22 protein-coding genes are annotated in these 24,043 nt (G+C 69.5%); 13 read left to right on the plus strand and 9 right to left on the minus strand.

The features are described 5' to 3' along the window. Positions 1 to 178: 178 nt before the first annotated feature. The gene (locus ACYVF7_RS20800) at positions 179 to 1,219 is read right to left on the minus strand and encodes an Lrp/AsnC family transcriptional regulator (RefSeq protein ID WP_460342965.1); all 1,041 of its coding nucleotides are present in this window, start codon (positions 1,217 to 1,219) and stop codon (positions 179 to 181) included. Between the two features lie 138 nt (positions 1,220 to 1,357). Between ACYVF7_RS20800 and ACYVF7_RS20805 the strand changes: the two genes are divergently transcribed. The 3 genes from ACYVF7_RS20805 (at position 1,358) to ACYVF7_RS20815 (ending at position 5,070) form a co-directional block, all read left to right on the plus strand. Beyond that, complete coding sequence (locus ACYVF7_RS20805; RefSeq protein ID WP_460342968.1) at positions 1,358 to 2,602, plus strand: metal-dependent hydrolase family protein; 1,245 nt, start codon at positions 1,358 to 1,360, stop codon at positions 2,600 to 2,602. A gap of 52 nt (positions 2,603 to 2,654) precedes the next feature. After that, the gene (locus ACYVF7_RS20810; protein WP_460342971.1) at positions 2,655 to 4,196 is read left to right on the plus strand and encodes an AbgT family transporter; all 1,542 of its coding nucleotides are present in this window, start codon (positions 2,655 to 2,657) and stop codon (positions 4,194 to 4,196) included. Between the two features lie 85 nt (positions 4,197 to 4,281). After that, positions 4,282 to 5,070, plus strand: coding sequence for a 2-keto-4-pentenoate hydratase (locus ACYVF7_RS20815; protein WP_433172632.1), 789 nt, complete (start codon positions 4,282 to 4,284; stop codon positions 5,068 to 5,070). 102 nt (positions 5,071 to 5,172) lie between these two features. On the opposite strand, the gene ACYVF7_RS20820 is transcribed toward ACYVF7_RS20815, so the two are convergent. Then, on the minus strand, positions 5,173 to 6,111 hold the full coding sequence (locus tag ACYVF7_RS20820; protein WP_460342975.1) for a C45 family autoproteolytic acyltransferase/hydolase: 939 nt from the start codon (positions 6,109 to 6,111) through the stop codon (positions 5,173 to 5,175). A 384-nt stretch (positions 6,112 to 6,495) separates the two neighbouring features. Here ACYVF7_RS20820 and ACYVF7_RS20825 point away from each other — a divergent pair, with 384 nt between their 5' ends. From ACYVF7_RS20825 to ACYVF7_RS20850, 6 genes are read left to right on the plus strand one after another with little or no spacing between them, the layout of a single operon-like run. Continuing rightward, the gene (locus tag ACYVF7_RS20825; RefSeq protein WP_460342978.1) at positions 6,496 to 7,386 is read left to right on the plus strand and encodes an acetaldehyde dehydrogenase (acetylating); all 891 of its coding nucleotides are present in this window, start codon (positions 6,496 to 6,498) and stop codon (positions 7,384 to 7,386) included. Beyond that, on the plus strand, positions 7,386 to 8,411 hold the full coding sequence (gene dmpG / locus ACYVF7_RS20830; RefSeq protein WP_460342981.1) for a 4-hydroxy-2-oxovalerate aldolase: 1,026 nt from the start codon (positions 7,386 to 7,388) through the stop codon (positions 8,409 to 8,411). The genes ACYVF7_RS20825 and dmpG overlap by 1 nt, the downstream gene beginning before the upstream one ends. Continuing rightward, a complete protein-coding gene (locus ACYVF7_RS20835) occupies positions 8,408 to 9,388 on the plus strand; it encodes an ABC transporter substrate-binding protein (RefSeq protein ID WP_460342984.1) in 981 nt (326 codons plus the stop codon). Before dmpG ends, ACYVF7_RS20835 begins: the two co-directional genes overlap by 4 nt. Next, complete coding sequence (locus ACYVF7_RS20840) at positions 9,385 to 9,903, plus strand: FAS1-like dehydratase domain-containing protein (RefSeq protein ID WP_460342987.1); 519 nt, start codon at positions 9,385 to 9,387, stop codon at positions 9,901 to 9,903. Before ACYVF7_RS20835 ends, ACYVF7_RS20840 begins: the two co-directional genes overlap by 4 nt. Then, positions 9,893 to 10,294: a hotdog family protein gene (locus ACYVF7_RS20845; RefSeq protein ID WP_460342990.1), complete on the plus strand. Its 402-nt coding sequence runs from the start codon at positions 9,893 to 9,895 to the stop codon at positions 10,292 to 10,294. The genes ACYVF7_RS20840 and ACYVF7_RS20845 overlap by 11 nt, the downstream gene beginning before the upstream one ends. Before the next feature lie 31 nt (positions 10,295 to 10,325). After that, the gene (locus ACYVF7_RS20850) at positions 10,326 to 11,576 is read left to right on the plus strand and encodes a metal-dependent hydrolase family protein (RefSeq protein WP_460342993.1); all 1,251 of its coding nucleotides are present in this window, start codon (positions 10,326 to 10,328) and stop codon (positions 11,574 to 11,576) included. A gap of 8 nt (positions 11,577 to 11,584) precedes the next feature. On the opposite strand, the gene ACYVF7_RS20855 is transcribed toward ACYVF7_RS20850, so the two are convergent. Beyond that, positions 11,585 to 14,110: a tetratricopeptide repeat protein gene (locus ACYVF7_RS20855; RefSeq protein ID WP_460342996.1), complete on the minus strand. Its 2,526-nt coding sequence runs from the start codon at positions 14,108 to 14,110 to the stop codon at positions 11,585 to 11,587. 164 nt (positions 14,111 to 14,274) lie between these two features. On the opposite strand from ACYVF7_RS20855, the gene ACYVF7_RS20860 reads away from it, so the two are divergent. After that, complete coding sequence (locus ACYVF7_RS20860; protein WP_460342999.1) at positions 14,275 to 15,018, plus strand: SDR family NAD(P)-dependent oxidoreductase; 744 nt, start codon at positions 14,275 to 14,277, stop codon at positions 15,016 to 15,018. Positions 15,019 to 15,024: 6 nt separating this feature from the next. On the opposite strand, the gene ACYVF7_RS20865 is transcribed toward ACYVF7_RS20860, so the two are convergent. Then, on the minus strand, positions 15,025 to 15,903 hold the full coding sequence (locus ACYVF7_RS20865) for a helix-turn-helix domain-containing protein (RefSeq protein ID WP_460343002.1): 879 nt from the start codon (positions 15,901 to 15,903) through the stop codon (positions 15,025 to 15,027). A gap of 102 nt (positions 15,904 to 16,005) precedes the next feature. Here ACYVF7_RS20865 and ACYVF7_RS20870 point away from each other — a divergent pair, with 102 nt between their 5' ends. Continuing rightward, on the plus strand, positions 16,006 to 16,704 hold the full coding sequence (locus tag ACYVF7_RS20870) for an SDR family NAD(P)-dependent oxidoreductase (RefSeq protein WP_460343005.1): 699 nt from the start codon (positions 16,006 to 16,008) through the stop codon (positions 16,702 to 16,704). Positions 16,705 to 16,719: 15 nt separating this feature from the next. Here ACYVF7_RS20870 and ACYVF7_RS20875 read toward each other — a convergent pair whose 3' ends face one another. From ACYVF7_RS20875 to ACYVF7_RS20890, 4 genes are all read right to left on the minus strand, one after another. Further along, positions 16,720 to 17,499, minus strand: a complete 780-nt coding sequence (locus ACYVF7_RS20875; protein WP_460343008.1) for an alpha/beta hydrolase — start codon at positions 17,497 to 17,499, stop codon at positions 16,720 to 16,722. A 578-nt stretch (positions 17,500 to 18,077) separates the two neighbouring features. Beyond that, entirely contained in the window at positions 18,078 to 18,773 is a 696-nt protein-coding gene (locus tag ACYVF7_RS20880) for a hypothetical protein (protein WP_460343011.1), read from the minus strand. A gap of 108 nt (positions 18,774 to 18,881) precedes the next feature. Beyond that, complete coding sequence (locus ACYVF7_RS20885; RefSeq protein WP_460343014.1) at positions 18,882 to 19,229, minus strand: hypothetical protein; 348 nt, start codon at positions 19,227 to 19,229, stop codon at positions 18,882 to 18,884. 146 nt (positions 19,230 to 19,375) lie between these two features. Then, entirely contained in the window at positions 19,376 to 19,510 is a 135-nt protein-coding gene (locus tag ACYVF7_RS20890; RefSeq protein WP_460343017.1) for a hypothetical protein, read from the minus strand. Between the two features lie 76 nt (positions 19,511 to 19,586). Between ACYVF7_RS20890 and ACYVF7_RS20895 the strand changes: the two genes are divergently transcribed. Beyond that, positions 19,587 to 22,547, plus strand: coding sequence for an AAA family ATPase (locus ACYVF7_RS20895; RefSeq protein WP_460343020.1), 2,961 nt, complete (start codon positions 19,587 to 19,589; stop codon positions 22,545 to 22,547). Between the two features lie 183 nt (positions 22,548 to 22,730). After that, positions 22,731 to 23,189, plus strand: a complete 459-nt coding sequence (locus ACYVF7_RS20900; protein ID WP_460343023.1) for a hypothetical protein — start codon at positions 22,731 to 22,733, stop codon at positions 23,187 to 23,189. 22 nt (positions 23,190 to 23,211) lie between these two features. Here the strand turns inward: ACYVF7_RS20900 and ACYVF7_RS20905 are convergent, their stop codons facing one another. Beyond that, entirely contained in the window at positions 23,212 to 23,991 is a 780-nt protein-coding gene (locus ACYVF7_RS20905) for a DUF6424 family protein (protein WP_460343026.1), read from the minus strand. Positions 23,992 to 24,043: the final 52 nt, after the last annotated feature.

Raw genomic sequence — 24,043 nt, forward strand, 5'->3', positions numbered from 1 at the left:
TCAGTCGCCGGCACCGACGTTCGCGGCGCCGTACCTAGGCGGCGTGGTGACCGTGGGTCCGCTGGACTGGCGCGCCGGAACGGCCTCCTATTGGCTCCCGAACGTCCCGTATCGGGCGGGCTACCGGGCACAGCTCCACAATCTCTTCGTCAAGATCACGCGTGCTCAGAATGGGCGCTCAGGACGACGCCATCGTGGCCGACCACAGGTCGATCGGCACCGTACGGACGCATCGGCCGTCGCGGTCCAGCAGCCGCCCCATGTGCTTGGACGTGCGCAGGACGACGCAGCGGTCGTGGACGTCCATCCGGGCGATCCGCCCGGACAGATGCGCCTCGAACGCGTACACGTCGGCGAGCCCGCGCAGCCACGCGTCGATGATCAGGTTGTGCGGGCCGGCGTAGATGCCGCAGGAGCGGACCTCCGGTATCCGGGCCAGCGCCTCGGTGGCCTCGCCGGCGCGCTCGGCCGGCACCGAGCCGAAGTAGACCGCCGAGACCGGCCATCCCGAGACCGGCCGCGACAGGTCGCAGCGCAGGTTGACGCGTGAGCCGATGAGGGCGTCCAGGCGCCGCCGTGCCGTCGTCACGCTCGTGCCCGTGCGGGCCGCCAGATCGCCGATCGACATGCGGCCGTCGGTGCCGAGCAGGGACAGCAGCCGCGCGTCCACCTCCTGCCAGGGGCCGGCGGGCCGCTGCCGGGGGTCGGGAGCGGCCTGTTCCATCCGCGCGCGCTGGTCGCGGTCCAGGCTGCGGAGCCGCCAGCGGCTGCCCTCGGCGGGGACCAGCGTCGCCAGGTGCGTGCGGGTCGCCCGTACGCCGGGGACCGTCGAGACGCCGCGGGTGAGGTGGTTCGCCAGCGAGTCGAGGTCCGCCGCCTGCACCGTCACGACGAGGTCCCGGGCGCCGGTGGTGTGCTTGATGGTGACCACCCGCGCGTCGTCCGCCAGTTCGGCCGCCACCCGGTCGGCCGCTCCCGCTTCGGTCTCGATCTCGACGACGCCGGTGACCGCGTGCTTGGCGTCCGTCAGCCGCGGGTAGGCGGTCACCCAGGCCAGCCCGCGCGACTCCAGCCGCCGCCACCGCCGGGAGACCGTCACCGGGTCGACGCCGAGCACCTCGCCGACCAGCCGCCAGGGGGCACGCGGGTGGATCTGCAGCGCGTGCACCAGCTGACGATCGAGTTCGTCCAGCTCAGCGGCGGAATCCTGCGTCCTCATGAGCAGGCATGATGCTGCGTTAACCACCCCGAAATCAACACAATCCTGCGTTGTCACCTCTTCGTCCCCCGATGCGCCGGACAGTCGTGCGATCGGGACGGTCCCGGGCGAACGACACGGAAGGCGACACCCCTGCATATGTTCCACTCCAGTACCAGTGGCCTGCGTGTCGAGCGCGCCCGCCTCATCGACGGCACCGGCGCGGCGCCGGTCGACGACGCCGTCCTGTGCGTCGACGAGACCGGCGTCATCGCGTACGCGGGTCCCGCCGTGGGCGCTCCGGCCGCCGTTCCCGGCGAGCGGGTGATCGACGCCGGCGGCCGTACGGTCCTGCCGGGGTTCATCGACTGCCACGTGCACCTCGGCTTCGCCGCCGGGCGACCGCCGGGCAAGCGCGGCGAGGAGGACCCGGTTCACCTGGTGTTCGACACGGCGGCGCGGCTGCGGATGACGCTCGACGCCGGCGTCACCACCGCCCGCGACCTCGCGGGCCTGCCCGCCGGCTATCGCACCGCCGTCGAGACCGGCCGTGTCGACGGGCCCCGGATCCACACCGCCGTCCGCGTCATCAGCCACACCGGCGGCCACGGCGACGTACGGCTGCCCGACGGCACCGACCTGAGCAGGGGCATGGCGGAGTTCGCCGACTCGGTGGACGAGGTACGGCTCGGCGTCCGGAGGGTGCTCCGGGAGGGTGCCGACCTGATCAAGGTCTGCGCGACCGGCGGCATGGGCAGCCCCTACGACCAGCCCGACGACGAGGAACTGCTGGAGGAGGAGATCCGCGCCGCCGTCGACGAGGCGCGCCGGCACGGCGGGAAGGCCGTCGCCGCGCACGCGCAGGGCACCGCGGGCATCCTCACCGCGCTGCGCGCGGGCGTCACCAGCGTCGAGCACGGCTACGGCCTGGACGACCAGGCCTGCGACCTCGCGGGGGAGAAGGGCGTCTTCGTGGTCCCGACCCTGTCGACGGTGTACGCCGGCATCGACAAGGACGCGATGCCGGACTACCACTACCAGAAGAAGGTCCGCTGGTCGGGCATCACCAAGACCAACATCGCCCGCGCCATCGAACGCGGCCTCCGGTTCGCGATGGGCACCGACGCCGCGGTCGGCCCGCACGGCCGTAACCTCATGGAGCTGAGCTACCTTGTCGACCTCGGCATGACGCCGATGGACGCGATCGTCGCCGGGACCCGAACCGCCGCGGAACTCCTCGGCGTCGGCGACCGGCTGGGGACGCTCGCACCGGGCAAGGTCGCCGACGCCGTGATCTGCACGGGGGATCCGCTCAGCGACATCGGCGTGCTGGGGGAGCCCGCCAACATCCACTACGTGATCCAGCAGGGCGTCGTCCGAAAGGCCCCGCCCACCACTTCTTGATCACCCCTCGGCCGGGAGTCCGCCCGCCCACCGCACCACGCGAGGGAACCCCATGACCCAGAACGTCGCCGCCGTCCCGAAGCGATCAACGCTTCTCGACCGTGCGCTCGGCCGCATCGAATGGGCCGGCAACAAGCTCCCCCACCCCGTCCTGCTGTTCGCCTTCCTCTTCGTGCTGGTCGCGGTCCTGTCCAGCGTCCTGGGCGGTCTGGGCACGACCGTCACGATCCCCGGCACCCACCAGACCAAGACCGTCCAGGGGCTGCTGACCGCCGACGGCGTCGTGTGGCTCCTGCAGAACCTGGTCCAGAACTTCGCCGGCTTCCCGCCCTTCGCGACCGTCATCATGCTGATCATGGCCGTGGGGCTGGCCGAGCGGAGCGGCCTCCTCGAGGTCGCGGTGCGGGCCACGCTCGCGCGCGTCCCCCGCGCGGTCCTGCCGTACGCGCTGGCGATCGTGGCCTGCCAGGCGCACATGATGAGCGACGTCGCGAACATCGTCATCCCGCCGCTCGCCGCGATGGCGTTCAAGGCCGCGGGCCGGCACCCCGTCGCCGGGCTGCTCGGCGGCGTGGCGTGCGTCGGCGCCGGCTACTCGGCGGGCTTCACCGTCGGCTCGCTCGACGCGCTCCTCATCGGCATCACGCAGAAGTCGATCGCGGTCCTGCCCGGCACGTCCGGCATCGAGGTCAACCTCCTCGTCAACTACTTCTTCACCGCCGTCAGCAGCATCGTCCTCGGCCTGCTCGGCGGCTTCCTGATCTCCCGGGTGCTCGAACCACGCCTCGGCGCGTACGAGGAGCCGGACGGGCAGACGGAACAGGCCGGTATCTCCGCCGAGCAGTGGCGCGGGCTGCGCGTCACCGGCATCGTGCTCGCCGCCTACGTCGTGACCGTCCTGACCGCCTGGCTGTGGCCGGGCAGCCCGCTGCGCGGACCGGGAGGCGCGCTGGTGCCGTCCCCGGTGCTGTCCGGGATCGTCACCCTGATCTTCCTGGCCTTCCTCATCTCGGGCCTGACCTACGGCATCGCGTCCGGGACCGTGCGCTCCGCCCAGGACGCCGTCACGATGTCCACCGAGGCCGTCAAGAGCATGGCGGGCTATGTCGTCCTCATCTTCGTCGCGGCCCAGGTCATCGCCCTGTTCAACTGGTCCAACCTCGGTCTCGTACTGGCGGTGAAGGGCGCCGCGCTGCTGAAGTCGATCGGGCTCACCGGCCTCGGCGTCATCGTCCTGTTCATCGCGCTCACCGCGGTGCTGAGCCTGTTCATCGTCTCCGGATCAGCGCTCTGGTCGCTGCTCGCCCCGGTGTTCGTCCCCGCGTTCATGCTGCTGGGGATGAGCCCCGCGCTCAGCCAGGCGGCCTTCCGCGTCGGCGACTCCGCCATGCACATCGTCACGCCCATGAATCCGTACCTGCTGCTGGCCCTGGCCATGCTGCGCGAGTACGAGCCCGAGGCGCGGTTCGGCACGATGATCTCCCGGCTGGCGATCTTCGCCCTGCCATTCTTGGTGGTATGGACCCTGCTGCTCGCCCTCTTCTACACGCTGGGGCTTCCCCTCGGCCCGGGCAGCGGCATCCACCTGCACTGACAATGGTGGTCCGCTGAGCAGGACGATCGGCTGTCCAGGCCGGAACGCGGCTGGAATCCTCGCCGCGTGACAGGAGGGAACGAACATGACCGTACCTGGTGAGGTGCTCGCCGAGGCGGCACGCGCACTGGCCGCCGCCGAGCGGGACCGCGCGGCGATCCCGCCGCCGACCGAGACCTGGCCCGGCCTGGACACGGCCGACGCGTACGAGATCCAGCTGATCAACACGCGGCGGCGGATCGCCGCGGGGGAGACCGTGCGCGGCCACAAGGTCGGGCTCACCTCCGCCGCCATGCAGCAGATGCTCGGCGTCGACCAGCCGGACTACGGCGTGCTGTTCGCGTCGATGTTCACCGAGGACGGCGGCAAGGTGACGGCGGCGGACCTCCTCGCCCCGAAGGCCGAGATCGAGATCGCGTTCGTCCTCCGCGACGAACTGCGAGGACCGGGCGTCACGGTCGACGACGTCCTCGCGGCCACCGACCACCTGCGCGCCGCGATCGAGATCGTCGACAGCCGGGTCGCCGACTGGCGGATCACACTCGCCGACACCGTCGCCGACAACGCCAGCAGCGCCGGCGTCGTACTCTCCGGGCACCGGGTGCCGGTCGGCGACGTGGACCTGGAACGCGTCGAAGGGCGGCTGCTCAAGGGCGGCGAACTCGTCGACCGCGGCCCGGGGTCGGCGGTGCTCGGCAACCCGGCCGCCGCGGTCGCCTGGCTCGCCAACACCCTCGGCGAGCGCGGCGTGTCCCTGGAGCCCGGACACGTGGTGCTCCCCGGCGCCTGCACGCGTGCGGTGGACGTGGTGGCGGGCGACGTCGTGACGGCCGACTTCGACGTCCTCGGCCCGGTCACGGTCACGTTCGGCTGAAACGACCGGCGCGGCGGTCTCAGGCAGATCGCCTTGGGAGCGTGGGCCGGGTCGGCCGCACGGTAGAGGACCCTGCATGAGGTAGAGGTCCCGCACGACCCGTCACCGCCCGATGGTCACGGCGCGAGGACCGGGCGTGAAATCGTCGAATGACTGCTCCCAGCTCGCGTCCGGCCAGTGGTAGGTCACCCGGCCCTCGGCCGGACGGTACTGCGCCGTGTAGATCGTCCCCTGCCCCACCTCATAGGCGGTCTGGTACAGCGGGGGCTGGAGCATCGCCGCGACGTCCGGGCCAGCGGCGCGAACGGCGGCGAGCCGCTCCTGGGTTCGGGTGAACGCCTCCTGGTCCTGCGGTATCGGCAGGTGTTGGTGGTTCGCGGCGCAGGCGTCCGTCGCCTCGATCAGCGGCGTGTCGGGTCCTGCGTACACGGTCGCCGCCCGATCACGGTCGGCGAGGGTGACGTTCTGTGGGATGGCGATGGGGAGTCCGCGCAGCCGGTCGATCGCCTGGTCGACGGTCTCGCACGTCTCGAGCAGGTAGCGCAGCACGATGAGGATGGTGAAACCCGGCCTATGGACGAAGCGTCCGCCGAAGGTGAGCGAGACCGCGAGCCCGGCGTCGTTCATTCCGTCCAGCAGACCCCACCCTGCCTCCTGCATTCCGATGACCGGCCGCAGGAACCGGGACGAGATGATCGTGCCTTCGCATTCATCGGGCGGGAAATCGTAGTTGCGCAGCAGAACGCCCTTGTCGCCGATCTGAGTGCAGCCGGAGAAGAACGGCCGGATGGCGGCGTGGGTGAGATACGTCTCGCCGCCGGGCCGGTCGAGTTGCCCGGCGAGCAGGTCGAGGATCGGCACCAGCTCCGGCATGTGTGTCTCGAACATCGTCCGTGCCCTGGCCGCACCCTCTTCTGCCCGGGCCTCGTCGGTCAGCCAGTCCTCGGCGGTCGGCCACAGCGCCTGCGTGTGCTCGGCCCATCGTCCGTCGCCGCCGTCACCGACCTCAAGCGCCCGGAAGGTCTTCTGCTGTCTGCTCATGAGGCTGTGACTCCCCGTCGTGATAGGCGAGAGACAGCAAGCTAGCGAATTTGCGGATAATTCTCCATATTGACAAATGACATCAATTTTTGATCGCGCTCTGGGACGGTTAAACACAATTTTTCAACCGTCCTGAATCAGGGCTCAATGCCCCCGCCGTACGCCACGGTCGCGATCCCGGGTGACGCCGTCGGTCCGCTGAGCAGGACGATCGGCTTACCTCTGCGGGGACGCGGCTGGAATTCTCGCCCGGTGACAGGGAGGAAACAACCATGACTGTTTCTGGTGAGGTGCCGACCGAGGCGGCGAGGACGCCGGCCGCAGCTGAGCGGGACCGTTTCGCGGTCCCGCCGCTGGTGACCTTCGGCTGACGGGGAGACGCAGATGACGAAGATCTCGGCCGCGATCGTCGGATCCGGCAACATCGGCACCGACCTGCTGTACAAGCTGCTCCGCTCGGACCTGGTCGAGCCGCGTTGGATGATCGGGGTGGACCCCGCCAGCGCGGGGCTGGCGAGAGCCGCCAAGGAGGGCCTCACCACCTCCGCCGAAGGGGTCGACTGGCTGCTCGCGCAGTCGGAGCTGCCCGGCCTCGTGTTCGAGGCGACCTCCGCGTACGTCCACGTCCGGAACGCACCGAGGTACGCCGCCGCCGGCATCCGCGCGATCGACCTGACGCCGGCGGCGCGCGGCCCGTACGTGGTGCCGCCCGCCAACCTGCGCGAGCACCTGGACGCGCCCAACGTCAACATGGTCACCTGCGGCGGACAGGCCACGATCCCGATGGTGCACGCGGTGTCCCGGGTCACGGAGGTCGCGTACGCCGAGATCGTCGCGTCGATCGCCTCCCTGTCGGCCGGCCCGGGCACCCGGCAGAACATCGACGAGTTCACCCGTACGACGTCGCGGGCGATCGAGGTGCTCGGCGGCGCGAAGCGCGGCAAGGCGATCATCATTCTGAACCCGGCGGACCCGCCCGTGCTGATGCGCGACACGGTCTACTGCTCGATCCCCGACGACGCCGACGAGGCCGCGATCACGGCGTCGGTGAAGGAGGTCGCCGCCGAGGTGGCGGGGTACGTACCGGGCTACCGGCTGCTGTCGGACCCCCAGTTCGACGCGGACAGATACGGCAGGCGGGTGGCGATCTTCCTCGAGGTGGAGGGCGCCGGTGACTTCCTGCCGCCGTACGCCGGGAACCTCGACATCATGACGGCCGCCGCCGCGCGCGTCGGCGACGTCCTCGCGGAGCACCTGACGAAGGGACGTGCGTGATGGCGTACGGCGACGGCCTCGACATCCGGGTCACCGACTCGACCCTGCGGGACGGCAGTCACGCCGTCCGGCACCAGTTCACCGAGGAACAGGTCCGCGGCGTCGTGCGCGAACTCGACGCGGCCGGTGTGCCGGTCATCGAGGTGACCCACGGCGACGGGCTCGGCGGCTCGTCCTACGTGTACGGCAGGTCTGGCACCGACGAGCGGGTCCTCATCAAGGCGGCGGTCGCCGAGGCGCGGCAGGCGAAGATCGCCGCGCTGATGCTGCCCGGTGTGGGCACCAAGGACGACATCCGGGCCGTGCACGACCTGGGCGTCTCGGTGATCCGCATCGCCACCCACTGCAGTGAGGCGGACATCTCCGAGCAGCACTTCGGGCTCGCCCGCGAGATGGGCCTGGAGACGGTCGGTTTCCTCATGCTCGCGCACCGCCTCAGCCCGGAGGACCTGGCGAAGCAGGCGCGCACCATGGTCGACGCCGGATGCCAGTGCGTGTACGTCACCGACTCGGCGGGCGCGCTCGTCCTCGACGAGGTGACCGAGCGGGTCGAGGCGATGCTCGCCGAGATCGGCGGGGAGGCGCAGATCGGCTTCCATGGACACCAGAACCTCTCTCTGGCCGTCGCGAACACGATGTTCGCCTTCCGCGCCGGCGCCGTACAGGTCGACGGCTGCACGCGTGGCCTCGGCGCCGGTGCGGGGAACACTCCGACCGAGGCGCTCGTCGCGGTCTGTGAACGGCTCGGCCTGCGCACCGGCATCGACACGTTCGGCATGATGCGAGTCGCGGAGGAGGTCGTCCGGCCGATCATGGACCGCGAGTGCGTCGTCGACCGCCTCTCCCTGGCGATGGGGTACGGCGGTGTCTACTCCTCCTTCATGGGGCACGCGGCTCACGCCGCCGAGCGCTACGGCGTCGACCCGGCCCAGATCCTGCTGCGCTGCGGCGAACGCCGGCTGGTCGGCGGCCAGGAGGACCAGATCACCCAGATCGCCCTCGAACTCGCCGAGGAGAAGGCATGAGGCCCGTGCTGCGGCGCGCCCGCGCCGCCGTCCTCGCCGGTGCCGCACTGGTCCTGGCGGCGTCCTGCACGTCGGGCTCGACCGACGCCGGGGCGGCCAACGCCGGAGCCAAGGGCCCGGTCATCCGCATCGCCGTCGGCGTCGACCCGTCGTACGCGCCGCTCTACCTCGCCGTGGAACGCGGCATGTTCGCCAAGGCCGGGGTGAACGTCCAGCTGATGCAGGTCGAGGGCGGACCGGCCGCCGCCGAGGCCGTGGTCGCCGGCACCGCCCAGATCTCCGCGAACGCCGACTCCACCGCGCTGTCGCTCATGGCCAACAACGCGAACCTGCGCTCGATGGGCGTCTTCCAGTCCTCCGACCGCTACCTCAAGGTCGTCCTGCGCAAGGGCGTCGACTCGCCCAAGCAGATCAAGACGATGGGCTCCATCCAGGGCCTCGGCCTGTACGCCACCCACGCGTACCTGAAGCACAACGGCATCGACCCGAACAGCATCAAGATCGTCAAGGGGTCTCCGCCCGACATGCCCGGCCTGCTGGGGCGCGGCTCGATCGACGGGTACGTCCTGTTCGAGCCGTGGGCGGCCAACGGCGTCAAGGAGGGCGGCCACCTCGCGGGCCGGATCGGCGACTTCGGCGTCGGGTACGTCCAGTGGCTCCTGGCCGACCAGAAGTGGCTGAGCGGCCACGGCGACACGGCCGGCAAGATCTTCAAGGTCGTCGCGGAGGCCGACCAGATCGTGACGAAGGACCCGAAGACCGCCGCCGAGGCGACACAGAAGCAGGTCAAACTGCCCGCCGACACGACCGTCAAGGTCCTCCCCGAGATCAACTTCGCGGGGCGCGGGTTCACCGACGCCGACTACGCCTCCGCCGGCAAGGAGCTGGACTTCCTCCTCGGGCAGAAGCTGATCAAGACCCGGCCCGACCTCAAGACCGTGATGCTCCGCGGCTGGTACGAGAAGTACGTCTCATGACCGGCGATCCCCTGGAAGAGGTCAGCGCCCGCGCCGCACGGCTCCGCGGCCGGACCGAGCGCGTCCGCCTCGGCGAGGTCACGGTCCGGGACCTGTGCCGGTACGCCATCGCGGTCGGCGACGACGAGTACGCCGTCGCCGCCCGCGCGGCGGAGGCGGCGGGCCGTCCGGTCATCGCGCCGCCCATGTTCCTGACCGGCATCCTCAGCTGGGAGGACGGCCCGCCCGAGGACGAGCTGCGACCAGACGGGCTGGGCACGCAGGAGTCACCGTGCACCGAAGGGCTGCCGGTCCGGCAGGTCCACGGCGGGCAGGCCGTACGGCTGCTCGCCCCGGTGCGGGCCGGCATGACCATCCATGCCGAGCGCTCCCTGACCGGCGCGGACCGCAAGCGCGGCAAGGCCGGGGACTTCGTGGTCCTCGGGCTGCGCACCGAGTACTTCGACGAGTCCGGCACCCCACTGGTGGTGTCGGACGAGTCGGTGATCGTGCTGGGAGACGGCGATGGAGCTTGAACCGGGCACGGTGTGCCCGCCGCTGGAGTTCACGCCGACGCGCGTACGGTTGTTCCGCTTCAGCGCGGTGAGCTGGAACTCCCACCGGATCCACTACGACCAGGAGCACGCCCGCACGGAAGGTTTCCCCGACGTCGTGGTGCAGTCGACGCTGCACGGCGAGATGTTCGCCCGCACGGTGCTGCGCTGGGCGGGTCCCGGCGCGGCGCTGCGTCGCGTCGAGTGGCGCAACCGCGCGACCGCGTACGCCGACGTGCCCCTGACCTGCTCGGCGACGGTGAGCACGGTACGGGAGGAAGGCGACGGCCACCTCGTCGAACTCGCCCTCACCGAGACCGCCGCCGACGGCACCGTCTGCGCCACCGGCACCGTCGAGGTGCACATCCCCTGATCGCCCGCCGGGCGCAGAATCGGAGTAGGAAATGACGGAGGACAAGGCCCGACCCACGGTGCTCACCGGTGCCCGGCTCATCGACGGCACCGGCGCGGCGCCGGTCGAGTCGATGGCCGTGGTGGTGGACGACGGCAGATTCACCTACGTCGGGCCGGAGGACTCGAGGCCGCGGGTCGATGGCGCGACGGTCGTCGATCTGGGCGGACGGACGCTGCTGCCGGGGTTCTTCGACTGCCACGTGCACTTCCTCATGAACAGCAACACCGACTTCACCGGGCGGCTGCTGACCAACCGTCCGACGGTCACCGTCTTCGAGCGCGCACAGCAGATGCGGAAGACACTGCACGGCGGCGTCACGACGGCGCGGGACCTCGGCGGCATCGAAGCCGGCTACCGGGACGCCGTGGCGCTCGGCCTGATCGACGGGCCCCGGCTGCACGTCGCGCTCCGGTTGATGAGCCACACCGGCGGGCACGCCGACTTCCGGCTGCCCACGGGTTTCGACCCGTCGCCTCTCGTCGGTCCGGTCAGTGAGCTGGTCGACGATCCGGCGCAGGCACGCCTGGCGACGCGTCGGCTCCTCCGCGACGGCGCCGACGTCATCAAGGTCTGCGCGACCGGTGGCGTGAACAGCCCGAGCGACCAGCCCGAGGACGAGGGCCTGTCCGTGGAGGAGATCGCGGCGGTCGTGGAGGAGACGCGCCGGCACCGCGGCCGGCCGGTCGCCGCGCACGCACAGGGCGCCCAGGGCATCAAGAACGCCTTGCGGGGCGGCGTGTCCAGCATCGAGCACGGATACCTCATCGACGATGAGGGCATCGACCTCATGCTGGAGAGGGGCGCGTTCCTGGTCCCGACCCTGTCGACGTTCCACGTCGCGCGTGAGCACTTCACGCCCGCGGCGTATGAGAAGAAGATGCGGATGGCCGAGGTCGCGATGGAACGGCTGAGTGAGGCGGTCCGGCGTGGCGTACGGGTCGCGCTGGGCACCGACTCGGGTGTCCTCGCGCACGGCCAGAACCTCCGGGAGCTCGGCCACCTGACGAAGCTGGGCCTGTCGCCGCTGGAGGCCATCCGCGCCGGCACGCTGAACGCCGCCCGGCTGCTGGGCCTGGACGAGACGCTCGGCACCGTCGAACCGGGAAAGACCGCCGACCTCGTGGTGTGCGACGGCGACCCGGTCGCCGACATCGACGTACTCGGCGACCCGGCGAACGTCGTCCTGGTGATGCAGGAGGGCCGCCTGGTCAAGCGAACCCTGACCGCGGCCGTACGGTAGCGAACGGTTCAGCTCGGGAACGTGTCCGGGCCGGCCGTGGCCAACGGCGGGTACAGCCACAACGCCTCCCCGGTCGCTTCCGCCGCCTCCTCAGGTCGTCCTACGCCGCGGAGCGCGGTGCCGAGATTCCACAGGGCGGCCGCGAGGTGGCGCTGTGCGGCGCCCGGATTGGCGTCGGCCACCACCCGGTACAGCCGAACGGCCTCCTGCACGGCCGCCAGACATTCCTCGTGCCGCCCCAGAGCGCCGAGTACGCCGGCGAGATTGTCCAGTGATCCGGCGAGACCGGAGGTGAAGACGGCGGGGTTCGACGCCGCGAGCTCGCGGCGGACCCGCACCGCCTCCTGGGCGATCGGCAACGCTTCGGCGTGCCGTCCGGCCCTGTCGAGGTGCACCCCGAGGTTGTCCACCGCGATGCCGAGCTCGCCCTGATAAATAGCGCGGTTGTCGGCGGCGAGTCGCCGATACAGGGAGACCGCTTCCTCTGTGGCCTCGAGCGCCTTCCCGTGATCCCCCAGCTCCGACAGCCGGTTTGCCAGATTGTCGAGCGAACTGGCCAGCGCGGCCCGGTAGGCGTCCGGCTCGTCCCTGGCGAGCCGCCGCCGGATCTGAACCGACTCCTGGGCGGCCTTCAGCGCCTCCACGTGGTGCCCCAGCTCTGACAGCCGATTACCCAGGTTGTTCAGCGATGCCGCGAGGTAGTCACGGTTTCGCCGAGATCCGCCCGCGGCCGACCGCCGGTCGATCCGCACCGCTTCCCGAGAGGGCGCCAATGCCTCCGCGTGCCGTCCCAGCCGGGCCAGCGCGATGCCGAGATTGCCCAACGCCCCCGACAGCTCGACCAGTGCGGCGGGGTTGTGCTCGGCCAGCCGCCGATAGGCGTCGACGGCCCTGCGATCCGCCTCGACGGCGTCGTGATAGAGCCCGGCGTTGGTCAGCCGGGTGCCCAGCTTGGCGAAGGTGCGCGCCTGCTCGGCAGGGCTCTTGGCACGGGCGAGGTGGTGCTCCGCCAGGCGCGTGGTCAAGGCGGCGATGGCAGGATCCAGGTCGACATCGCGTTCGTGCGACAGGCGGGCCTCGATGGTCTCGAGAAGCGACAGGTCGACACCGGGCATCGTGGCGAGAGAGGCCAGGGCGGCACCGCCCGCCTGCAGCACCAGCTCGGGACGGGCGCGAAGCAGGGGATACAGCTGGGTGTCCGCAACATGCGGCCAGCGGCGCGCGGTCTCGATGAGCACCGTCAGCGCGGGCCGCGTCCACGCCGGGGTGCCGTCGGGCGTGAGGAGGCGGACCGCGGCGCCCTCCGCCCAGGGATCGCCGGGGTGGTCGTACGGGTGGCCCGGTGTCGTCAGCGCGATGAAGTCCTCACCTAGGCGATCCGGATACAGCGGTCGCAACACTGCGACGCCGGCTCCGCGCCCGGCCGGGGGCGGATAGCACAGGGCGTGGTCCTTGACGATCTGGCCGGGGTGCTGGGAGGACTCGACCCCGATCCGATGGAGGGCCGCCACGGCATCGTGGTGTGGGAGGCCGCCGGTGAGGGTGGCCGTGTAAACGGCCTGGCCCATCACGTCGGGATTGGTGGTCAGCGGGCCGTCGACCCGGTCGTGCAAGGCCTGCCAATGGACGCGTTCGCGGTTCAGGAGGAACGTCGAGACCGCCACCGGGCCCTCCGGGGCCGGAACGCGCTGGTCGTGGGCCAGTACGGCGGCCAGCGCGGCCATGTGCGCCGCCAGCGCCTGACCGGACTCATCATGTGCCGCGGTCACCTCCGGCACCTCGATGAGGTGACTGTCCGGGATGTTCAGCAACGCGGCGAATCGGTCTCGTGCGATCTCGACCAGCCTCGTCCGCCCCGCCGGACCGGCTTCGACGGGTCCGAGTGCCCGAGAGTCGCTCTCCCACTCCAGATCCGCTTCGATCCGGTGGGCCAGGGTCTGCCACCAGGTCCCGGCCGGCCGGGCGAGCAGCAGCACCCGTACGGTGGCGTCGGCCGGACGGCCGAGATCGGCGAGCAGTCTCAGCAGATCGGTCGAGTCCCAGCGCTCGGCGTAGTCGACGATCACCAACAGCCTGTTCGCCGTCCGAAGGTCCTCCGGCTCGAAGGTGGCGGGCGCCGACGGATCCCGGCGGTGATGCGCGGCGAGAACCGGCCAGCCTTCCTCCTTCCACGCCTCGGCGACGTGCCCGGCCAACCGCGACTTGCCCTGACCGCCCACGCCGTGCACCAGCCGTACGGCCTGCGGCACCGGCCCGTCGCGCCACGCCCGCAGATCGGCCAGCTCGTCGCCGCGGCCGGTGAACGGCACCACGGCGGTCGACGCGCGCAGCAGACGGCTGGGCTGTGCACGCGCCTGCCCCGCCGACGGAACACCCGTCGGCTTCGGCCACCACGACAGGCGATACGGGGCCTCCGCCTCGTACACGACCATGTCGCGGCCCGCCTGGAAGATCGTCCCGAACGGCCCCACCGACGCGTGTTGCACCACGCTCTCGGCGGGTTCGGCCGCGCCCGTCACCGCTCGCCGACGCACGGTCCACCACCGGACCGGTACCCCCGGCCACCCGCTGCGAGCCCTAATGACTCCACCTGGCCAGACCCTTCCGTGATCGCCGGACATCCATCATGCGACACCGGCGGTCCGCTCACCAGACCAGGTCCGGTGCCCGCCCGCGCGCCGGTCCCTACGATCGGGCCGTGTCCTCCCTCATCGGCCGTACGGCGCTCATCACCGGCGGCGCCTCCGGTATCGGGTTCGCCGCCGCGCGCGCCATGACGTCCGCCGGGGCCCGGGTCGCCATCACCTCGCGGGACCCGGAGCGGGCGACGGCATGCGCCGAGCGGATCGGCCCCGAGGCCATCGGGATACGCTGCGACGTCTCCGCCGAGGACCAGGTACGCGCCATGGTCGACGAGGTGGCCGAGCGGCTCGGCGGACCGGACATCGTGGTCACCAGCGCCGGAACCCTGGCCCGGGGCAGCGTCGCCGAACTCGACACCGACGTGCTCCACGCCTGCATGGCCACCAACTTCTACGGCACCTGGTACACCGTGCGGGAGGCGAGCAAGCGGATGACCGCCGCCGGATACGGGCGCATCGTGACGGTGGGATCCGTACTCGGCGTGGTCGGAGCCCCGGAACGCGCCGGCTACGCCGCGTCGAAGGGCGCGGTCGTTCAATTGACCAGGTCCCTGGCGCTGGAGCTGGCCGGTACGGGGGTGACCGCCAACTGCCTGCTTCCCGGGCCGGTGCTGACCGAGATGAACGAGGCGTCCCGCGACGACCCGGTCGCCCTCGCCATGGTGCGCCGGGAGGTGCCGATGGGCCGCTGGGGCGAGACCCACGAGCTGACCGCCGCGCTCCTGCTCCTCGCCGGCGAACACGCCGGCTACCTGACCGGCACCGTGCTGCCGGTGGACGGCGGCTACCTGGCGCACTGACCCCGCCTAGGGTCTGGGCGAGCTGTCCGTGGTGACCGGCGGACCGGCGGTCGCGGCGAGCCGCAGCTTGGTCTCGTCCGCACTGCCGGGCACGGCACTCATGATCACAATCTTGAGCTCGGAGTCACCGTCGGTCAGCACGTCGCAGTCGACGGTGACCGGCCCCACCGAGGGATGCTCGATCGTCTTGTGGTCCTCGCGGTGAGCGGCCACCGTACCGGTCGCCCACAGCTCGGCGAACCGCTGGTTGCCCGCACTCAAGACGCGGATCAGCTCTGCCAGGCGCGTGTCGTGCGGGAACCGGCCGGTGGCGCGGCGCAGGTCGGCCACGACGGCGGCGTCGATGGCATCCCTGTCCCGTTCGCGCACCGGCCACAGCGCGAGGCGAGCCGGACCCCCACCGACCGGGAACCTGTCGCGGGCGAAATTACGCAGCCGCGGTGGCGACGACGAGGGATCGCCCAGCAGCGCGGCCCAACCGCCGTTCCACCAGATCAGCTGCCAGTCCGCCGCGAACACCGCGACCGCGACGTCCCCGAGCCGGGCGAGCACCCGCTGAACGCCGGGCGGGATGTGGTCGGAGATCGCGCCGTCCGCCGGCGGGGCGAGGTGCGCCAGCCGGTACAGATGATCGCGCTCGGCGGTGGACAGCTGCAGGGCGCGTGCCAGAGACGCCACCACCGACGCCGAGGGCGTCGTGGCCCGCCCCTGCTCCAGGCGCACGATGTAGTCGACCGACACGCCGGCGAGTTCGGCGAGCTCCTCACGGCGCAGCCCGGCCGCGCGGCGCGCCCGGCCCACCGGCAGCGCCACGGCCGACGGGGGCAGCCGATCCCGCCAAGCCCGGATCATCGCGCCCAGCCCGGCCCCGGGTGTCGTGGTCATGATGCCCATCTTCCGGCATCCTCCGGAATCGTTGGTGGTACTGCTGCTCCTACCGTTGAGGCGTCCCTGGCCGGACGCCACGGGCGGACCAACAATGACCGTATGACGATCATCTTCATCACCGGAGCGAACAAGGGGCTCGGCCGCGAGACCGCCCGCCGCCTCATCGAACTCGGTCACACCGTGCTCGCCGGAGCCCGCGACCCCGAACGGGGCGCGGAGGCCGCCGCCGCACTCGGCGCGCGCTTCGTCCCCATCGACGTGACCGACGACGCGTCCGTCACCGCCGCGGCCGCGAACGTCGCCGAGCACGAGGGATCGATCGATGTCCTGATCAACAACGCCGGCGTCCACGGCCCGTCCGGCGACCCCAGCGCCCTGACCGGCGCCGACGTCCTCGGCGTCTTCGACGTCAACGTCGCCGGTGCGGTCCGAACGACCAGCGCGTTCCTGCCGCTGCTGCGCCGATCAGCGGATCCGGTCATCATCAACGTCAGCAGCGGAATGGGCTCGCTCGCCTACACCCACGACCCGTCGCGGCCCGAGTCTTCGGTCATCGCGCCGCTCTACACCGCTTCGAAGGCGGCGCTCACGATGCTGACGACCCAATACGCGAAGGCGTTCCCCGACATCCGCGTCAACGCCGCCGATCCCGGCTACACGGCGACCGACCTCAACGGCCACACCGGCCCCCAGACCGTCACCGAAGGCACGGACGCGATCGTCGGCCTGGCGACCGAAAAGCCCGGCGCCGGCTCCGGCCGCTTCGTCGACCGAACCGGCGAGATCACCTGGTCCTGAACCGGGCGGACATGCTCAGTTCGCCGCGAGCCGGTCGAGGAGGAATTCGGCGGTCGCGTCGATGACGTCGTCGAAGTGTCCAGCGGGTCCCGGGTAATGGAACGCGTGTTCGGCGCGCTCGTACTCGAGCAAGATGCAGTCATTGCCAGCTTTTAGCATCGTTTCCCGGAACCGTCGCGCCTGGTCAATGGGCGCAACCTCGTCGTGCGTCCCGTGTTGAATCAGTATCGGCGGATTTCCGGGGCGCACGAACTCGATCGGCGAGTACTCGATCGCCTTTCCTGCGGTGATACCGGCGCCCTGTTCAAGGATTTGTCGTTGCGCTGGCGAGTAGGCGAGCAGATCGACCACAGGGTTGAGAGCCACGACGGCCGCGACGCCCGCCTTGGGCGCCGGAAGGGGCCTGCCAGGGGCGATCAGCGCGGCAACGAGCGCGAGATGACCGCCGGCCGAACTGCCACCCGACGCCAGACGTGACGAATCAAGCCCGCGCGACGCGGCCAATCTCACGAAGTGTTCAACCGCCCGCCGAACGTCGGCGATGCAGTCGTCGATGCTCTCAGCACCCTGACCGATCAGCCGATACCCGGCTGAAACCGCGAGAATGCCGCGCGACGCCAACTGTCGGCAGTGCGGGGCCAGCCCATCGGCCGACCCTTTGCGCAGAGCACCACCGTGGAACATGACGATGCCCGCCACGGGGCGTACGCCTTCGGTCGGCTCGAAGACCAGCATGGGCAGCTCACTGCCGTCGGCGGCTTCATAGATCGTCGAGGACTCGCGACTGGCAGCCATGAGCACACATCCGACCATCTACCGCCCATGCCGGCAATCGAATTGGCGCATGGAGATCCCGGACGTGCGTAGCCTGACTCGTAATGAAGAGGTACGAGGATTTCCTTAGCCGATTGTTATCAGGCTTTACGTGCATGCCCGGCGTTGAGCGCGCGCGTGCTGTCAGTCAGAGGTCGCGGTCTCACGGTCATCCAAGGCTGCCCGCCAACGCGCAACGAACTCGACCGACACCGGACCGTTGATCTCAGGATTCGCCATCTCGAACAAGAAACCTGTCAGGCGGTCTAGATGCCCCTTCTCAAAGCCAACGTCCTCTCGTGCTTCGAGAGCTTCTGCCCATCGGGCACAGTCGTCAGGACTGAGGTCTCCGCTTGCGTAACGGTCCAGCACACGTCGCGCGTCCGACCGGCCTAGTGTGACGAGGTCTTGGCTGCTTTCCCCACCGAAACGGACAAGCGAACGCGCCGCCTGCATAGGTGGAAGTCGTAGCTCAATCAGAGCCTGCAAGGCGGCCGTTCGCTCGGTCCGCTCTTCGTCACTTATCTGGGCCATATTGCCGTAATGATCTAGCTGATGGGTCACCGTTCGCCTGTTGGACATGACTGGCCGGGGGGCACGAATCGACGACATAGGGAACACCAGACCTCTTCGGGCACAGTCAAGCCATCGATCCCGGCCTGTGCAGCCTCCACCACCTGGTCCAGTTCGCGCGGGTCTCGCGTGAAACAGCGTACGGTCCAGGTGTCGTGATCTCCCCACCAGACGGAAAGGCGGAGATGCACCGCTGTCCGGTCGTCGCACCACCACAGGTCGGCCGGCCCGGTCGCCTCGGCAACCTTTGGAGGAAGGAGCTCCTGCACGACCGAAGGTACGGTGAGCCGATCGGTCGTCGCGGTGAGCTGCCGGTGCGGCCAGGACATCACGGCGGCGGCCAGTGCATGGTTTTCAAGGCGCTGCTCAACCGTGCGGTTAATGATCCGATACGGCGCACGGGGCATGGCCATCGCGGTTTGGCCGTCTACCAGTACATCGACAGGCCAGGTCATCGCGCCGTCGAGAATCGGGCTGAACGCCCACCCGCGAGATGTCCAGTGTGCGGTGGCCTCACCCTCCAAGCCGTACTCCATCGGGTTGTGGCCAGGCAACTGAGTCCACAGCCCCCCGTATTGCTTCTCGAAAGCGACCATGGCGGCAACCACGTCAGCCGGAGCGGGACCTTCGTTGTCCTCGTCATCGATGGTGCAGGCCAGGGATTTCACCTGCTCGGCCGACATGGGCTGGTAGGCCCGTTTGCCGTAGGTGGCCAGAAAGCCGCAGACCCGCGCCGAGACGGAAGGATCATCAAGGATGTGTACCGAACCAATCTAATGTCCCCGGAACACCTAGACCCCTGCTTCGAGAGCGTCGGCTCGGCGTCGGAGGTCCGCGGCGATGTGGTCCCAGTCAGGGCCGTGCAGGTAGAGGCTGTCTGCAGCCTCGCGCATCAGAATCGGTTCGTCGGGCCGCTGTAGGAGCACGAGTCGGTATGCCAGGTTGCGAATCCGCACTGGAAGATGACCATCGACCAGGTGCGGAGACAGTTCGCGGAGCATGGCCAGAATCGAGTCGGCGTCGGCGAAGGTCAGCTCCTCGACGAAGTAGTGTTCGCCGTGCTCAAGGTCGCACTCGGGCGTCGGCCGATACTCATCGCCGTAGAGGCACCGAGCGTGTTCCACGAGGGTGGCGTGCATGGGCAGAAGCCTACGGTCACTCGCCCTGAGGCAGCGTGGCTCCCGGGAGCCACCGTGGGAGCCACCGGGACAAACGATCTCGACGCCAGGCGTACGAATCCGATCGTGCTGGTGCGGTGACCGTACAGGTCGGCTGGGTTGCGTGCTCACGCGGCGAGGGCGATGAACCGGTGGATCACGTCCCGGGCGGTGTCCTCGTCGGCCTGTGCCGACTTCGCGATCACCAGCACCAGGACCGGCGGCCGAGCTTGGATCGGACTTGTCGCCGGCGGAAGTGGCAAACGTGGCCATGCAGGCGGTATCTGTGGTGGCATGCATTTTGCCGATCAAGGGGGAGGGCCGTTGCGGGGCTTTGTCGTGTCCCAGACGAATCCACGGGCCTTCCCGACGATCGCTGACGCAGCGAAGGCTTCGGGGCCGCCCGGGGAGCAGCTGCGCCACATCGTCGTGGAGCCGGGCAACTACCGTTCGGACGCCCTCAGATACTGGGGGAACGCGGTGATCACCGCGGCCGGGGGTCCTGGGACGGTCACGGTGAACTGCAACGGGAACTACACGCTGCGGGTCGAGGGCCACGTCACCTTGCGGGGCCTGACGTTGCACAACTGGAACGTCGACGGCAACGTCCTGGAGGCGGTGGGCGGCACCCTGGTCGTCGAACAGTGTGAGTTGGTGAGCAAGTCGAGCCGCGCGATCAGTGTGTGGGATGGAGCCGAGCTCTTCGTCCGGCACAGCCGCGTCCACGGCGGTGGCATCGTCTACTCCGACTCCGCTGGTCTGGTCGAGCACACCGAGGTGTTCAACGCCGATCTGTGCGGGATCGCCATCCGCAACGCGAGCAGGGTCACCGTTCGAGACTGCCGCGTCCAGCGTGCGGGCGAACACGGCATCTGGGTGGCGGAGGGCTCGACACCGCTGATCGAGCGTTGCGAGATCGAGGGCTCCAAGTCCGCGAGCATCCTGGCACAGGGCCATGCCAAGGCCACTGTCCGCGACTCCCGGCTCCGCGCGTCGGGTCAGTGCAGCCTTGTGGTCCGCGACAACGCCTCCGCCACCGCCGAGGAGTGCCTCGTCACCGGATCAGGCGCCGAAGGCGTATGGGTCACGGCCAAGGGAACGCTGACCGCGCGGAGAGTACGCATCGAGGACGGAAGGCGCCACGGTGCGCTGGTGGACGACTTTTCCACGGCCGACTTCGAGGACTGCGACATCATGCAGGCGGTGAACTGCGGGCTGGCCGTGAGCGGTTCGGGAACGGCCAGGTTCATCGGGGGCACGATCACCAAATCCCAGTTCGGCGCGTCGGCCGCGAACGAAGGAGTGCTCACGCTCGACGGAGCCAAGGTGTCGCACAACAAGAGCATCGGCGTCGCGGTGGATCCGGGCGCCAGAGTGGTCCTCCGCGACTGCACCATCATGGGCAACGGGGGTCAGGGCATCGTCACGGCCGACGGCGCACAGGTACGCATGGAACGGGTGAACTCCGAGGCGAACGGCGCCGATGACATCCTCGGAGTCGAAATCGGCGCCCCTGCCGCTTCCAGTACCGACACGACGGCTTCCAGTGTCGCCACGACGGCGGCTCCGCCGGAACCCGGCACCGCCGCCCCGGAGACCGCAGGCACGGCGCCCGAACTCAGCATCGACGAGCTGCTCGCCGAGTTGACCGCGATGGTGGGGTTGGCGGAGGTGAAGCGCGAGATCGGCAAGCTGGTCGGTCTCCTGCGCATCGCCGAACAGCGCAGGCAGGCAGGGCTGCCGGATGGACCGGCCATCGGCCGCCACATGGTCTTCGCCGGCGCCCCTGGCACCGGCAAGACCACGGTCGCCCGGCTGTACGGACGACTGCTCGCCGCTCTCGGCGCGGTCCCCACCGGGCAGTTCACCGAGGTATCGCGCGGGGAACTGGTGGGGCAGGTGCTCGGCGAGACAACGCAGAAGACCACCGCCGTCTTCAAGAAAGCGTTGGGCGGAGTGCTGTTCATCGACGAGGCGTACACCTTGTCCCGCCGGTTCGGCACAGGCACCGACTTCGGACAGGAGGCCATCGACGCGCTCGTCAAACTCATGGAAGACCACCGCGACGAGATCGTCGTCATCGTCGCCGGCTATTCGGCCGAGATGCGCGAATTCTTGGCGGCGAATCCCGGACTGAAGTCGCGTATCTCCCGCACTATCGAATTCGAGAATTACAGCCCGGCCGAGTTGACGAGCATGACCGAGGCGCTCGCCGCGCAATACGGTTTTCGGCTCACCGAGCAGGCGCAGGCGTCGCTTGTCGCGCACTTTCAGCGGGTACGGAGAGACGAGACCTTCGGCAACGGCCGGGAGGCCCGGCGCGTGTTCGAAGCCGCCGTCGAACACCAGGCGCTCCGACTGTCCAGCCAGGACGGTCCTGCGTCGTCGGAGGACCTGACTCTTCTGCTGCCCGAAGACTTCGACGGCGTCGTCGACAACGGCCTGAGTGCCAGGCTGGGTGAGGTCCGCGACGCGGGACAGCTCCAGGCGGTTCTCGACCGGCTCAACGCGATGATCGGCCTGGAGGCGGTCAAGAGCCAGGTCCGGGACACCATCGATCTGATCGCCGCCACTCGGCGCAGGCAGCAGGAGGGCCTGGGCGCCGCACCGATCTCCAGCCATCTGATCTTCTCAGGCCCGCCTGGAACCGGGAAGACCACGGTCGCACGGCTCTACGGGGAGCTCTTGGCCGCTCTCGGCGTACTGGCCCGAGGCCACTTCGTCGAAGCCTCCCGGACCGACCTGGTCGGCCAGTATCTCGGTCACACCACGCAAAAGGCCACCGCCACGTTCAACGAGGCGCGTGGCGGGGTGCTGTTCATCGACGAGGTCTACGCTCTCGCCCGGCAATTCGGCGCGAATGCCGATTTTGGGCAGGAGGCCATCGACACGCTCGTGAAGCTCATGGAAGACCACCGCGAAGAGGTCGTCGTCATCGTCGCCGGATACACCGATGAGATGAACGACTTCCTCGCGGCGAACCCCGGACTCGCGTCGCGCTTCTCCCGGACCATCACCTTCGCCCCGTACGGCCCGGACGAGCTGGTCGATATCTTCATCGGCATCGCGGAGTCCTCCGGTTTCGAAGTTCCCGGCAGTACGCGCTCCGCCATCCACGATCACGTGACCGGTCAGACCGAAAGGTTCGACCAGGGAAACGGCCGCGAGATCCGCAAGCTTTTCGAAGCCGCCCAGACCGCGCACGCGCGCCGTATCGCCCAGCTTGAGCGCGGCGGAACTCAGGCGACCCGCGATCAGCTGCGGATCCTTCTTCCAGCGGACGTCGAGGAAGCTCGCTGAGATCCGCGCCGCCACGGCACCAGCCAACGAGATCTCCTCGCTTTCTCCGGTAGTCGGTCGGTGATGTGGATCCCGTCGGCGACCTGAAGGTGCCAGGAGCAGAGTGATGAAGAGGATGCCGACCGATGACTTTTGGTGGTGCACGCGGTCTTACCCGTGATGGCGACCGAAGAGGAGCAGGTCATGCGGAACCCGGCGTTCGATCGGTTGGAAGCCCTACTGGGTGAATGGACGATGGAGGCGGTGGTCGGCGGGCGGTCGATGGGGATCGCTCACTCGCGGTTCGAGTGGATCGAAGACGCCGCGTTCGTCCGCCAGCACACGTATACCGACCCGGCCGAGGTGCTCGACACGGGCTGGGCGGCTCGCTCGCCCATGCCGGTTACCTCGATCATCGGGCTCGACGACACCCACGACGAGTTCACCATGCTGTACGCCGATGCAAGGGGCGTCTTCCGGGTCTATCGGCTCAACGTGGTCGACGGCGTCTGGCGGATGCACCGGGAGGCACCGGGTTTCAATCAGCGCTTCTCCGCGACTTTCAGCTCCGACGGGAACACGATCTCCGGTGCTTGGGAAGGCTCCTCCGACGCGGTGACCTGGAGCAAGGATTTCGACGTCATATACACGCGCGAGACCTGATCACCCAAGTCGCGCGATGGCGTCAGCCGGGTTGCCGCGCAAAGGCCTGCCGGGCGAGCGGGTGTCCTGCGGGCAGGATGACGGCCTTGTGTTCGCGCTGGGCGGTGGCGATCGCGTCGCCTTGGGGTGTGCCGTGGCGGGCGAAGACGAGGCGCACTCGGCCATCGCCGGAGCCGCGCGGTGCCAGTGGGGTGACGGCGCCGTGGGTGCCGTCGGGCAGGGTGACCCATAGCTGGAAGTCGTCGCGGCGGAAGAAGTCGGCGGATTTGACGGGCCATGGGTAGTGGTGCTCGCCGGCCGCTTTGGGCAGGATGCCCTGGTGGTCGCTCTTGGTGAGCGGGACGCAACTGTTGAACAGCGAATCGGTGTAGCGGGCGACGCTGTCGGCGTCCTTGATCTCCTCGTTGAGGATCTGCTCCGCCTCGTCGTAACCGAGGTCGGCGAGGGCGGGCAGGGTGTTGGGAAAGGCGGTGATCAGCGTCAACGCGTCTCGGCGCAGCCGGTCGACTTTCACCGGGTCGGCGCAGAATTGCGTGCTCCATTCGATGCCGGCCCGGGCGAGGTACATCTGCCAGCCGTTCGCCGAGCGGACCCACAGACTCCCTCCGTGATGCATTTCCCACGGCCCGGGGCCGTAGGGGAGCCTGTCCTCGCCTGAGTCGGCCAGTATCTTGTGGGCCGTCCGTTTGGCCTCAGTGAACCAGTGCGACTCCGTCCGCTGTGGATGGTCGGCGATATAGACGCTCCACGGATGGTCTTCCGATTCGACATGCGTACCTGTAGAGCTTGATCCCGATGTCATGCCACACCTCCTGAGAACAGCGATAACGCATGTACTGCAGGCGTCGGAGATA

The organism is Actinoallomurus acanthiterrae, from assembly GCF_054775715.1.

What these genes read in the sequence shown, in the direction of transcription:
- ACYVF7_RS20800 (WP_460342965.1), bottom strand. Translation starts at nt 1,219, where the DNA reads ATGAGGACGCAGGATTCCGCCGCTGAGCTGGACGAACTCGATCGTCAG.
- ACYVF7_RS20805 (WP_460342968.1), top strand. Translation starts at nt 1,358, where the DNA reads ATGTTCCACTCCAGTACCAGTGGCCTGCGTGTCGAGCGCGCCCGCCTC.
- ACYVF7_RS20810 (WP_460342971.1), top strand. Translation starts at nt 2,655, where the DNA reads ATGACCCAGAACGTCGCCGCCGTCCCGAAGCGATCAACGCTTCTCGAC.
- ACYVF7_RS20815 (WP_433172632.1), top strand. Translation starts at nt 4,282, where the DNA reads ATGACCGTACCTGGTGAGGTGCTCGCCGAGGCGGCACGCGCACTGGCC.
- ACYVF7_RS20820 (WP_460342975.1), bottom strand. Translation starts at nt 6,111, where the DNA reads ATGAGCAGACAGCAGAAGACCTTCCGGGCGCTTGAGGTCGGTGACGGC.
- ACYVF7_RS20825 (WP_460342978.1), top strand. Translation starts at nt 6,496, where the DNA reads ATGACGAAGATCTCGGCCGCGATCGTCGGATCCGGCAACATCGGCACC.
- dmpG (WP_460342981.1), top strand. Translation starts at nt 7,386, where the DNA reads ATGGCGTACGGCGACGGCCTCGACATCCGGGTCACCGACTCGACCCTG.
- ACYVF7_RS20835 (WP_460342984.1), top strand. Translation starts at nt 8,408, where the DNA reads ATGAGGCCCGTGCTGCGGCGCGCCCGCGCCGCCGTCCTCGCCGGTGCC.
- ACYVF7_RS20840 (WP_460342987.1), top strand. Translation starts at nt 9,385, where the DNA reads ATGACCGGCGATCCCCTGGAAGAGGTCAGCGCCCGCGCCGCACGGCTC.
- ACYVF7_RS20845 (WP_460342990.1), top strand. Translation starts at nt 9,893, where the DNA reads ATGGAGCTTGAACCGGGCACGGTGTGCCCGCCGCTGGAGTTCACGCCG.
- ACYVF7_RS20850 (WP_460342993.1), top strand. Translation starts at nt 10,326, where the DNA reads ATGACGGAGGACAAGGCCCGACCCACGGTGCTCACCGGTGCCCGGCTC.
- ACYVF7_RS20865 (WP_460343002.1), bottom strand. Translation starts at nt 15,903, where the DNA reads ATGACCACGACACCCGGGGCCGGGCTGGGCGCGATGATCCGGGCTTGG.
- ACYVF7_RS20870 (WP_460343005.1), top strand. Translation starts at nt 16,006, where the DNA reads ATGACGATCATCTTCATCACCGGAGCGAACAAGGGGCTCGGCCGCGAG.
- ACYVF7_RS20875 (WP_460343008.1), bottom strand. Translation starts at nt 17,499, where the DNA reads ATGGCTGCCAGTCGCGAGTCCTCGACGATCTATGAAGCCGCCGACGGC.
- ACYVF7_RS20880 (WP_460343011.1), bottom strand. Translation starts at nt 18,773, where the DNA reads ATGTCGGCCGAGCAGGTGAAATCCCTGGCCTGCACCATCGATGACGAG.
- ACYVF7_RS20885 (WP_460343014.1), bottom strand. Translation starts at nt 19,229, where the DNA reads ATGCACGCCACCCTCGTGGAACACGCTCGGTGCCTCTACGGCGATGAG.
- ACYVF7_RS20900 (WP_460343023.1), top strand. Translation starts at nt 22,731, where the DNA reads ATGCGGAACCCGGCGTTCGATCGGTTGGAAGCCCTACTGGGTGAATGG.
- ACYVF7_RS20905 (WP_460343026.1), bottom strand. Translation starts at nt 23,991, where the DNA reads ATGACATCGGGATCAAGCTCTACAGGTACGCATGTCGAATCGGAAGAC.